This window comes from Bradyrhizobium betae (assembly GCF_008932115.1).
Classification (GTDB): Bacteria; Pseudomonadota; Alphaproteobacteria; order Rhizobiales; family Xanthobacteraceae; genus Bradyrhizobium; species Bradyrhizobium betae.
In genome coordinates, this window is record NZ_CP044543.1 from 3,390,006 (window position 1) to 3,400,471 (window position 10,466).

Consider the following 10,466-nt stretch of genomic DNA (forward strand, 5'->3'; position numbering starts at 1 on the left):
CAAGCCGAGCCGCCTCGGATTACTGGATCCCCCGCCTTCGCGGGGGATGACAGCAACAAAGGTCAGGTAATGGACAAGACCCAGCCGCATCCGATGTTCAAGCTTGCGACCGAGCTTGGTCCGCTGCTCGTGTTCTTCTTCGTCAATGCGAAGTTCAATCTGTTCGCCGCAACCGGCGCCTTCATGGTCGCGATCGTGGCGGCGATGATCGCTTCCTATGTGGTGACGCGCCACATCCCGATCATGGCGATCGTCACCGGCGTGATCGTGCTGGTGTTCGGCACGCTGACGCTGGTGCTGCACGACGAGACCTTCATCAAGGTCAAGCCGACCATCATCTACGGCCTGTTCGCCGCGATCCTCGGTGGCGGCCTGCTGTTCGGCCGCTCCTTCATCGCCGTGATGTTCGACCAGATGTTCAACCTGACGCCCCAGGGCTGGCGCATTCTCACACTGCGCTGGGCGCTGTTCTTCGCCGGCATGGCGGTGCTGAACGAGATCGTCTGGCGCACCCAGAGCACGGATTTCTGGGTGAACTTCAAGGTGTTCGGCGTCACGCCGCTGACGATGGTGTTCGCCATCGCCCAGATGCCGCTGACCAAGCGCTATGGTGTTGAACCGGTGTCGCTTGAGGAGAGCGAGGCGGATGCGGGGGATGTGCGGAAGTAGTTCTTGTGTCCCGGACGCGCGAAGCGCGCGCCGAAGTGCAGCCACACATACAACTGTCATCGCCCGGCTTGACCGGGCGATCCAGTAAACCGAGACAGTAGTGATTGAATCGATGGGCCGCGGCGTACTGGATTCCCCGCCTTCGCGGGAAATGACAGCGGTTTGTGTGGCGAGCCTCGCTCGCATTGACGACGGGGCTAGCTTCCCGCTCCCAGCGCCTTCTCCATCTGCGGCAACAGCACCGTCCGCAAATTATCCGGTGTGATCGGCCCGACCAGCTTGTAGACGATTGTGCCTTCACGCCCGACGACGAACGTCTCCGGCACGCCATAGACGCCCCATTCGATCGAGGCGCGGCCGTTCGCGTCGGTGCCGACGCGGCCGAACGGGTTGCCGTAACGGCCCAGGAAGCGCCGCGCGTTGTCGGGCGCATCCTTGTAGTTGATGCCGACGAGCTGGAAGCGCTTGTCCTTGGCGAGCTCGGTCAGGAGCGGCGCCTCCTCGTGGCACGGCACGCACCAGGACGCCCAGACATTGACCAGGCTGACCTTGCCCTTGAACGCGGCCGGATCGAGCCCCGGCACCGGCGCGTTGTCAGCCTGCAATCCCTCGAGCGGCGGCAAGGTGGTCTGCGGCGCCGTCCGTCCGATCAGCGCGGACGGAATCCGCGAGGGATCGCCGCTGCCGAGCCGGAACCAGAACAGCAGTGCCAGCGCAATGAAGGCGATCAGCGGCAGCACCATCAAAAAGGTGCGGCGCTGCGGCGTCGCGGACGTCGATTGCTTGCTCATGGTGTATCGATTGCGCTGCGGCCCGAGCGGCGGGTGACGCCGCTGCGGTCGAGCTCGCGGAGGCGCTCGGTCTGGCTGCGATAGTCGAGCGCGATCCAGCCGATCAGGATCACGACCACGAGCGCCGCGGCTGCATAGGACGTCACGATGAAGGAGGCGTAGGGACCGAGCGACATCATCATGCGGCCCCGGCTTCCTTCGACGCGTTGCCCTGACGTGAACCGGTGTCCGAAAACGCGACGCGGCTCGCCTGCATCATCTGCAGCGAGCGGACGCGCCGGCGTAAAATCTCGTTGCGCATCGCCGCCAAATGCAGCGTGACGAACAGCAGCGTGAATGCGATCGCCATCACCAGCAGCGGAATCAGGAAGGACTTGTCGAGCGCCGAGCCGCCCATGCGCATCACCGAGGCCGGCTGGTGCAGCGTGTTCCACCAGTCGACGGAGAACTTGATGATGGGCAGGTTGATGGCGCCGACCAGCGTCAGCACCGCGGCGGCGCGGGCCGCGCGGGAGGGATCGTCGACCGCGCGCCACAGCGCCATCAGGCCGAGATACATCAAAAAGAGAATCAGCACCGAGGTCAGCCGCGCATCCCACTCCCAATAGGTGCCCCACATCGGCCGGCCCCACAGCGATCCCGTCAGCAGCGCGAGGAAGGTGAAGGCGGCGCCGATCGGCGCTGCCGCCTTCGCGGCGACGTCGGCGAGCGGATGCCGCCACACCAGCGTGCCCAATGAGGCGATGCTCATCACGCCCCACACGAACATCGACAGCCAGGCATTGGGCACGTGGATGAACATGATCTTCACCGTCGCGCCCTGCTGATAATCGTCGGGCGCGGCGGCGGATTGATAAAGGCCGATGGCGAGCAGGACGATGGTCGCGGCCGCGAGCCACGGCAACACCCGCGCCGTCAGCGCGAGGAACCGGGTCGGGTTGGCGAGGTCGATCAGCGTCATGGTATCCTGATAATCACAGGTAAGCGCTCACGCAATCAGCACGAAAGCCCGCAGCGAAAATTGATCGGGGTCAAGGTCAATCGAACCCGTGTCAGTCGAGCCCTTGCCGCAGGCTCGCCGCCGCCGCGAACGGGCCGATCACGAGGCTGACCAGCGACAGCGCGCACAGGATCGAGAACGGCGCGCCGAACGTCATGGGACCGACGATCACGGCCTGCGAGGCCGCGACCCCGAAAATCAGCACGGGAATCGACAGCGGCAGCACCAGCACCGCCATCAACAGCCCGCCGCGATGCAGCGTCACCGCCAGCGCCGCGCCGATCATGCCGGTAAAGGTCAGCGCCGGGGTGCCGGCCAGCAGCGTCAGCGCCACCGCGCCGGTCGCGACCATGTCGAGGTTGAGGAGGAGCCCCAGCACGGGGGTTGCGACAATCAGCGGCAGGCCCGCCGCCAGCCAATGCGCCAGCGCCTTGCCGGCGCAGGCGAGTTCCAGCGGGGTCCGGCTCATCGTGATCAGGTCGAGCGAGCCGTCCTCATGGTCGGCCATGAACATCCGGTCCAGCGTCAGCAGGCTCGCCAGCAGGGCCCCGAGCCACAGGATCGCCGGCCCCAGCCGCGACAGCAACGCCAGATCCGGCCCGACCGCGAACGGCATCAGCACCACCACGGTCAGGAAGAACAGCACGCCGATCAGCGCCCCGCCGCCAACGCGAAGCGCGATCCGGATGTCCCGGCGGATGAGGGCGGAGAGGGCGGTCATGGAAGGGTTCCCGCAAGGAGGGAGAGAGCGGAGGCCAGCCGCTTGGAAAACTGAGGGTCTGTCAGAATCACGCCATCCCCCCGATCCGCAACTCTCGCGAATCAATCCCCAGCGGAGCGTGGGTGGCGGCGATGATCAGGCCGCCGCGGGCCAGATGCTCCCGCATCAGGCCGCCGAACATGTCCTGCCCGGCCACGTCGAGCGCCGTGGTCGGCTCGTCCAGCAGCCAGACCGGGCGGCGGACCGTCAGCAGCCGGGCCAGCGAGAGCCGGCGGCGCTGGCCGGCGGACAGGAAGCCGGCCGGCAGGTGGGTGGCATGGTCGAGCCCGACGGTGGCGAGGTTTTCCGCGGCATCGCAGCGCTCGCCGCCGAGGAAATCGGCCCAGAACGACAGGTTTTCCGCCACGCTCAGCGCCGGCTTCAGCGCGTCGCGATGGCCGAGATAGTGGCACTGCTCCGGCAGGGTCAGCTCGGCATCGCCCCCCTGCAGCGCGATTGTCCCGCCGGCCGGAACGAGCAGGCCCGCGATCAGCCGCAGCAGCGAGGTCTTGCCCGAGCCATTGCGACCCATCACCGCCACGGCCTCGCCGGACGTGACCTCGAAATCGAGCCCGGCGAACACCTCGCGGCCGCCCCGCACGCAAACCACCCCGCGTCCGGAGAGCTGCATCCTGCCTTGGTCCGATCCTTGGTCCGATCCGCTCAAGGCAGGCCTCAGGAAATCTTGGGGTAGCGCATGGGAATTTTTGGCTCGCGAATTGCTGCGGTACGATTGTGGCTGTGGCGGCGCGGTTAGAAAGCTTCTATAAGCCCGGAACTACTTGATGCAGCAACTCAACCTGCCCCTGCAAGCGATCCAGCCGGCTTCGCTGACGGTGTTAAAATACCCCTTGCCGGGTATAACTAACAATTGGGATTTCCTACATGACCTCGCTCGACAGCTTCAAATGCAAAAAGACCCTCAAGGTCGGCGCCAAGACCTATGTCTATTACAGCCTGCCCACGGCCGAGAAGAATGGTCTGAAGGGAATTTCGAAACTCCCCTATTCGATGAAGGTGCTGCTCGAAAATCTCCTCCGCAACGAGGACGGCCGCACGGTCAAGAAGGCCGACATCGTCGCGGTCTCGAAATGGCTGCGCAAGAAGTCGCTGGAGCATGAGATCGCGTTCCGCCCGGCGCGCGTGCTGATGCAGGATTTCACCGGCGTTCCCGCGGTGGTCGACCTCGCCGCGATGCGCAACGCGATGCAGAAGCTCGGCGGCGATGCCGAGAAGATCAACCCGCTGGTGCCGGTCGATCTCGTCATCGACCACTCCGTGATCGTGAACTTCTTCGGCGACAACAAGGCCTTCGGCAAGAACGTCACCGAGGAATACAAGCAGAACCAGGAGCGCTACGAGTTCCTGAAGTGGGGCCAGAAGGCGTTCTCGAACTTCTCGGTCGTGCCGCCCGGCACCGGCATCTGCCACCAGGTCAATCTCGAATATCTCTCCCAGACGGTCTGGACCAAGAAGCAGAAGATGACGGTCGGCAAGAAGACCGGCACCTTCGAGGTCGCCTATCCCGATTCGCTGGTCGGCACCGACTCCCACACCACCATGGTCAACGGTCTGGCCGTGCTCGGCTGGGGCGTCGGCGGCATCGAGGCGGAAGCCTGCATGCTCGGCCAGCCGCTGTCGATGCTGCTGCCCACCGTCGTCGGCTTCAAGCTGAAGGGCGCGATGAAGGAAGGCGTCACCGCGACCGACCTCGTGCTCACCGTGACGCAGATGCTGCGCAAGCTCGGCGTGGTCGGCAAGTTCGTCGAGTTCTTCGGCCCCGGCCTTGACCACCTCTCCGTCGCCGACAAGGCGACCATTGCGAACATGGCGCCCGAATATGGCGCGACCTGCGGCTTCTTCCCGGTCGACGCCGCCGCGATCGATTATCTCAAGACCTCCGGCCGCGCTCCGGCGCGGGTCGCGCTGGTGCAGGCCTATGCGAAGGCGCAGGGCCTGTTCCGCACCGCCAAGTCGGCCGATCCGGTGTTCACCGAGACGCTGACGCTCGACCTCGGCGACGTCGTTCCCTCGATGGCGGGTCCGAAGCGTCCCGAGGGCCGCATCGCGCTGCCGTCGGTCGCCGAAGGCTTCTCGCTCGCGCTCGGCACCGAGTACAAGAAGGCCGACGAGCCGACGAAGCGCTTTGCCGTCGAAGGCAAGAAATTCGAGATCGGTCACGGCGACGTCGTGATCGCCGCGATCACCTCCTGCACCAACACCTCGAATCCGAGCGTCTTGATCGGCGCCGGCCTGCTCGCGCGCAATGCCGTCGCGAAGGGCCTCAAGGCAAAGCCGTGGGTCAAGACCTCGCTCGCCCCGGGCAGCCAGGTGGTCGCGGCCTATCTCGCCGATTCCGGTCTCCAGGCCGATCTCGACAAGGTCGGCTTCAACCTGGTCGGCTTCGGCTGCACCACCTGCATCGGCAATTCCGGTCCGCTGCCGGAGGAGATCTCGAAGTCGATCAACGACAACGGCATCGTCGCGGCCGCCGTGCTCTCCGGTAACCGCAACTTCGAAGGCCGCGTCTCGCCGGACGTGCAGGCGAATTATCTCGCCTCGCCGCCGCTGGTCGTCGCGCACGCACTCGCGGGCAGCGTCACCAAGAACCTCGCCGTCGAGCCGCTCGGCGAAGGCAAGGACGGCAAGCCGGTGTACCTCAAGGACATCTGGCCGACGACGAAGGAGATCAACGCCTTCATGAAGAAGTTCGTGACCGCGTCGATCTTCAAGAAGAAGTATGCCGACGTGTTCAAGGGCGACACCAACTGGCGCAAGATCAAGACGGTCGAGAGCGAGACCTATCGCTGGAACATGTCTTCGACCTATGTGCAGAACCCGCCCTATTTCGAAGGCATGAAGAAGGAGCCGGAGCCGGTTACCGACATCGTCGAGGCCCGCATCCTCGCCATGTTCGGCGACAAGATCACCACCGACCACATCTCGCCGGCCGGTTCGATCAAGCTCACCTCGCCCGCGGGCAAATATCTCAGCGAGCACCAGGTGCGCCCGGCCGACTTCAACCAGTACGGCACGCGGCGCGGCAACCATGAAGTCATGATGCGCGGCACCTTCGCCAACATCCGCATCAAGAACTTCATGCTCAAGGGCGCCGACGGCAACATTCCGGAAGGCGGTCTCACCAAGCACTGGCCCGACGGCGAGCAGATGTCGATCTACGACGCCGCGATGAAGTACCAGCAGGAGCAGGTGCCGCTGGTGGTGTTCGCCGGTGCCGAATACGGCAACGGCTCCTCGCGCGACTGGGCGGCGAAGGGCACGCGTCTGCTCGGCGTACGCGCCGTGATCTGCCAGAGCTTCGAGCGCATTCATCGCTCCAACCTGGTCGGCATGGGCGTGCTGCCGCTGACCTTCGAGGAGGGCACCTCATGGTCGTCGCTCGGCCTGAAGGGCGACGAGAAGGTCACGCTGCGCGGCCTCGTCGGCGATCTGAAGCCCCGTCAGAAGCTGACCGCGGAGATCGTCTCCGGCGACGGTTCGTTGCAGCGCGTTTCGCTGCTCTGCCGCATCGATACGCTGGACGAGCTCGATTACTACCGCAACGGCGGCATTCTGCACTACGTGCTGCGCAAGCTCGCGGCCTAAGCGCGAATTTGTGAACGGTGGCTCACTGCGACGTGAGTAGAAGGTTAAACGAGGGCGGCCTATCACAAGGCCGCCTTCGTGCGTTACGGCGCGCTGTCGATGGCTCCGCCCGGTGGAATACCTCGCCCCGGACGGTTGGATGTGCGATGCCCGTAAGACTACGGTGACCATCAGGCGATAGGATATTCCCCCACGCGTGCGAGGTGTGACGTTCGACATGACTGCAATGATGGTCTCTAATCTGGTTTCGCGCTGGTCCGGTGCACTCTGGTCGGGAGCACTCGGCATCTGCGCTATCGTCGCCGTCATTCGTCCCGCGCACGCCGATCCTCGTGCCGTTGTCGAATTGTTTACCTCGCAGGGCTGTTCGTCCTGTCCGCCGGCCGACAAGATCATCGGCGACCTCGCCAACGATCCCTCCGTCATCGCGCTGAGCATGCCGATCGACTATTGGGACTATCTCGGCTGGAAGGACACGCTGGCGGATTCGCGCTTCTCGGCGCGGCAGCGCGCCTATTCGCGCATGCGCGGCGACCGCGAGGTCTACACGCCGCAGGTCGTGGTCAACGGCTCCACGCATGTCATCGGCAGCGACCGCGCCGGCATCGAGAATGCGATCGGCAAGGCCGACAAGGGCACGGGCGTGATGAGCGTGCCGGTGACGATGTCGCTCTCGGGCAAGCAGATCAACGTCTCGGTGGCCGCGAGCAATGAGCCGGCGGTCTCGCATGGCGAAGTCTGGATCTGCTCGATCGCCAGGTCGGTGCCGATCGCGATCAGCCGCGGCGAGAATCGCGGACAGCAGGTCACCTACCACAACGTCGTGCGCAACCTGCTCAAGGTCGGCGACTGGACTGGCCGTTCGGAAAGCTGGACCGTGCCGATCGAGAACCTCACGCGCGACGGCGTCGACGGCGCGGTGGTCTACGTCCAGGACGGCAGCCGCGAGAAGCCGGGCCCGATGCTCGGCGCGGCGTACACGTCGCTGCACTGAAGCGTAGCGCGCTCAAGATCGTCCCAAGACAATTTGTCTTTCGTCATTCCGGGGCGCGCGAAGCGCGAACCCGGAATCCATCGATCCACTATCCGAGCTGAGAAATGGATTCTCAGGTGCGCAATTGCGCACCATAGCTCGCGCTACGCGCGCCCCGGAATGGCGGGAGCCAGAAACATCCCGACACAAACAAAAAAGGACCAACTTGCGTTGGCCCTCCTTGTCGTGCGTACAGACCCGATCCTGCTCGACCCCGGGGGGCTGGGGGCTGAGGAATCCGGAACCGAAAGGACCGGGTCAACGCACACAAGTCTTTTCGCAATGCAGGGCGGCGGGCGCTTGGCGGAAAAGCGGCGATACTATGATTCCTGCTAACGATCCCGTGACGGTTCGTCGCGACGGAGTTCCACTCCTGCGTGTGCTTTGATTCGCACACGATTCAATGAGTTGAGTGAGGAGCCTCTTGCGGCCGGGAACAGTTGGCGCGATCATGCAACTGTCATGATCCGCGGTTCCGGGGACGGTCTTCGCGGAGGCGATCATGCTGATGCGACAGGAGGCGTTCCATGAGTCTGTCGGAGGATGCCGATCCGAGCGAGCAGCGCGCGGCGGCGCGCCCCGCCGCTGCGAACACGCCGACCCGGGTGACGTTCAACCGGCTCGAGCTGCACCGTATTCTCAATCTCTACGGCCGCATGGTCGCCGACGGCGAGTGGCGCGACTACGCCATCGACTTCCTCAGGGATCGCGCCGTGTTCTCGGTCTACCGCCGTGCTTCGGAAGTGCCGATCTATCGTATCGAGAAGGATCCGCGGCTCGCGCGCAAGCAAGGCATGTACAGCGTGATCTCGGCGACGGGCCTGATCCTGCGCCGTGGCCACGAGCTCGATCGCGTGCTGCTGGTGATCGATCGGAAATTGGCGGTGGTGTAGCGGCATCATTCCGATGCCGTAGGGTGGGTTAGCCGAAGGCGTAACCCACCACTTCTGTTGACGTGGAAATACAGGAGGTGGGTTACGCTTCGCTAACCCACCCTACGACACTCGATTACTTCCCCGGCACCGTGCTTGCGCCTTCGCCGAGGTCGCGCTGCATCATCACGGTGTCCAGCCAGCGGCCGAATTTCAGCCCGACATTGGGATGCGTGCCGATCATCTTGAAGCCGCCTTTGGTGTGCACGCCGATCGAGCCGGCATTGGTGGAATCGCCGATCACCGCGATCATCTGGCGGAAGCCGCGCGCCTCGCATTCGGTGATCAGCCGCTCCAGCAGGAGCCCGCCGATGCCGCGGCGGTGGAAGCCGGGGTCGAGATAGATCGAGTTCTCGACCGTGAAGCGATAGGCCGGCCGCGGCCGGTAGGCGCCGGCATAGGCGTAGCCGGCGAGGCGGCCGTCGAGGATGGCGACGAAATAGGGATAGCCGCCGTCGATCAGCGCGCGATAGCGCCGCGTCATCTCGGCGAGGTCAGGCGGCTCCAGCTCGAACGTCGCGGTGCCCTCACGGACAGCCTGCTGATAGATGGCGGTGATGGCGGGGAGGTCGGCCTCAAGGGTGGGCCTGATTTCGGGTGCGGACATGAGGAAAGATTAGAGCCTTCCCGCGGCGGCTGGAAGAGGGGCAATGGCGCTTCCACCCTCTCCGCAGTCATGCCCCGCGCAGGCGGGGCATCCAGTACGTCGCGGCGGCAGTTGGTTCACGTCACGACCGCCGCGGGGTACTGGATCGCCCGCCTTCGCGGGCGATGACAGCGAGGGTATGGCTGTCATCGTGCCACAAACAAAAACCCCGGCCTCTCGGCCGGGGTTCGTGTCCGTTCTCTCAGGCTGGCGCCTAGTCGCGCTGGCCGAGCAGCTGCAGCAGCAGCGTGAACAGGTTGATGAAGTTCAGGTACAGCGACAGCGCGCCGGTGATGGCCGCACGCTCTGCGATGTCACCGCCGGCCGAGGCATAGCCGTAGATGTAGTCGTTCTTCAGCCGCTGGGTATCCCAGGCGGTGAGGCCCGCGAACACCAGCACGCCGGCCACCGACACGATGAACTGGAGCATCGAGCTTGCCAGGAACAGGTTCACCAGGCTCGCGATGATGATACCGATCAGGCCCATGAACAGGAACGAGCCCATGGCGGTCATGTCACGCTTGGTGGTGTAGCCGTACAGGCTGAGCGCGCCGAAGGTCGCCGCGGTGATGAAGAACACCCGCACGATCGAGGTGTGGGTGAACACCAGGAAGATCGACGACAGCGAGATGCCCATCAGCGCCGAGAACACCCAGAACAGGATCTGGGCGGTCGAGGGGGCGAGACGGTTGATGCCCGCGGAGATCACGAACACCATGGCGAGCGGCGCGAGCATGAACAGCCACTTCAGGGGGCTGACGAACATCGCGTAGCCGAACGGCGTCAGGAACATCTTGCCGACGCGGACGGCGTCCGCCGTCGGGACGTCGGTCACGGCGGCCATGTAGACGCCAAGCGCGGCCAGGCCGGTGATGGCGAGGCCGATGCTCATGTAGTTGTAGATGCGCAGCATGTAGGCGCGCAGGCCGGCATCGACCGTCGCGGCGTCAACACGCCCGGCGGCCCTGCCGAAAGGAGAAGCGTAGTTACGGTCTAGGTCCGACATGGTCGAATTCCCATTGGTTGGTC

At 64.7% G+C, this 10,466-nt stretch carries 11 protein-coding genes; 4 read left to right on the forward strand and 7 right to left on the reverse strand.

Annotated elements, in window-relative coordinates:
- Positions 1–69: 69 nt before the first annotated feature.
- Entirely contained in the window at positions 70–669 is a 600-nt protein-coding gene (locus tag F8237_RS16225) for a septation protein A (RefSeq protein ID WP_151646156.1), read from the forward strand.
- A 197-nt stretch (positions 670–866) separates the two neighbouring features.
- On the opposite strand, the gene F8237_RS16235 is transcribed toward F8237_RS16225, so the two are convergent.
- The 5 genes from F8237_RS16235 to ccmA form a co-directional block, all read right to left on the reverse strand.
- On the reverse strand, positions 867–1,460 hold the full coding sequence (locus F8237_RS16235) for a DsbE family thiol:disulfide interchange protein (protein ID WP_151646160.1): 594 nt from the start codon (positions 1,458–1,460) through the stop codon (positions 867–869).
- Complete coding sequence (ccmD, locus tag F8237_RS16240) at positions 1,457–1,642, reverse strand: heme exporter protein CcmD (protein WP_151646162.1); 186 nt, start codon at positions 1,640–1,642, stop codon at positions 1,457–1,459. The genes F8237_RS16235 and ccmD overlap by 4 nt, the downstream gene beginning before the upstream one ends.
- On the reverse strand, positions 1,639–2,421 hold the full coding sequence (locus F8237_RS16245; protein ID WP_151646164.1) for a heme ABC transporter permease: 783 nt from the start codon (positions 2,419–2,421) through the stop codon (positions 1,639–1,641). The genes ccmD and F8237_RS16245 overlap by 4 nt, the downstream gene beginning before the upstream one ends.
- Before the next feature lie 91 nt (positions 2,422–2,512).
- Positions 2,513–3,181, reverse strand: coding sequence for a heme exporter protein CcmB (gene ccmB / locus F8237_RS16250; RefSeq protein WP_014439007.1), 669 nt, complete (start codon positions 3,179–3,181; stop codon positions 2,513–2,515).
- A 67-nt stretch (positions 3,182–3,248) separates the two neighbouring features.
- Positions 3,249–3,851 (reverse strand): heme ABC exporter ATP-binding protein CcmA, encoded by a 603-nt coding sequence (gene ccmA / locus F8237_RS16255; RefSeq protein ID WP_151646166.1) that lies wholly within the window; start codon positions 3,849–3,851, stop codon positions 3,249–3,251.
- A 254-nt stretch (positions 3,852–4,105) separates the two neighbouring features.
- On the opposite strand from ccmA, the gene acnA reads away from it, so the two are divergent.
- From acnA to F8237_RS16270, 3 genes are all read left to right on the forward strand, one after another.
- Positions 4,106–6,826 carry an aconitate hydratase AcnA gene (acnA, locus tag F8237_RS16260; protein ID WP_151646168.1) on the forward strand — a complete coding sequence of 907 codons (2,721 nt, stop codon included), beginning with the start codon at positions 4,106–4,108 and terminating at the stop codon, positions 6,824–6,826.
- A 217-nt stretch (positions 6,827–7,043) separates the two neighbouring features.
- Positions 7,044–7,820: a DUF1223 domain-containing protein gene (locus F8237_RS16265; RefSeq protein WP_151646170.1), complete on the forward strand. Its 777-nt coding sequence runs from the start codon at positions 7,044–7,046 to the stop codon at positions 7,818–7,820.
- A gap of 566 nt (positions 7,821–8,386) precedes the next feature.
- Positions 8,387–8,752, forward strand: a complete 366-nt coding sequence (locus tag F8237_RS16270) for a DUF2794 domain-containing protein (RefSeq protein WP_151646172.1) — start codon at positions 8,387–8,389, stop codon at positions 8,750–8,752.
- A 115-nt stretch (positions 8,753–8,867) separates the two neighbouring features.
- Here F8237_RS16270 and F8237_RS16275 read toward each other — a convergent pair whose 3' ends face one another.
- Both F8237_RS16275 and F8237_RS16280 read right to left on the reverse strand, forming a co-directional pair.
- A complete protein-coding gene (locus F8237_RS16275) occupies positions 8,868–9,398 on the reverse strand; it encodes a GNAT family N-acetyltransferase (protein WP_151646174.1) in 531 nt (176 codons plus the stop codon).
- A 253-nt stretch (positions 9,399–9,651) separates the two neighbouring features.
- Positions 9,652–10,443 carry a Bax inhibitor-1/YccA family protein gene (locus F8237_RS16280; RefSeq protein ID WP_151646176.1) on the reverse strand — a complete coding sequence of 264 codons (792 nt, stop codon included), beginning with the start codon at positions 10,441–10,443 and terminating at the stop codon, positions 9,652–9,654.
- Between the last annotated feature and the right edge of the window lie 23 nt (positions 10,444–10,466).

Bases quoted from the DNA above. Each gene is read 5' to 3' on its own strand.
- F8237_RS16225 (WP_151646156.1), top strand. From the start codon at position 70: ATGGACAAGACCCAGCCGCATCCGATGTTCAAGCTTGCGACCGAGCTT.
- F8237_RS16235 (WP_151646160.1), bottom strand. From the start codon at position 1,460: ATGAGCAAGCAATCGACGTCCGCGACGCCGCAGCGCCGCACCTTTTTG.
- ccmD (WP_151646162.1), bottom strand. From the start codon at position 1,642: ATGATGATGTCGCTCGGTCCCTACGCCTCCTTCATCGTGACGTCCTAT.
- F8237_RS16245 (WP_151646164.1), bottom strand. From the start codon at position 2,421: ATGACGCTGATCGACCTCGCCAACCCGACCCGGTTCCTCGCGCTGACG.
- ccmB (WP_014439007.1), bottom strand. From the start codon at position 3,181: ATGACCGCCCTCTCCGCCCTCATCCGCCGGGACATCCGGATCGCGCTT.
- ccmA (WP_151646166.1), bottom strand. From the start codon at position 3,851: ATGCAGCTCTCCGGACGCGGGGTGGTTTGCGTGCGGGGCGGCCGCGAG.
- acnA (WP_151646168.1), top strand. From the start codon at position 4,106: ATGACCTCGCTCGACAGCTTCAAATGCAAAAAGACCCTCAAGGTCGGC.
- F8237_RS16265 (WP_151646170.1), top strand. From the start codon at position 7,044: ATGACTGCAATGATGGTCTCTAATCTGGTTTCGCGCTGGTCCGGTGCA.
- F8237_RS16270 (WP_151646172.1), top strand. From the start codon at position 8,387: ATGAGTCTGTCGGAGGATGCCGATCCGAGCGAGCAGCGCGCGGCGGCG.
- F8237_RS16275 (WP_151646174.1), bottom strand. From the start codon at position 9,398: ATGTCCGCACCCGAAATCAGGCCCACCCTTGAGGCCGACCTCCCCGCC.
- F8237_RS16280 (WP_151646176.1), bottom strand. From the start codon at position 10,443: ATGTCGGACCTAGACCGTAACTACGCTTCTCCTTTCGGCAGGGCCGCC.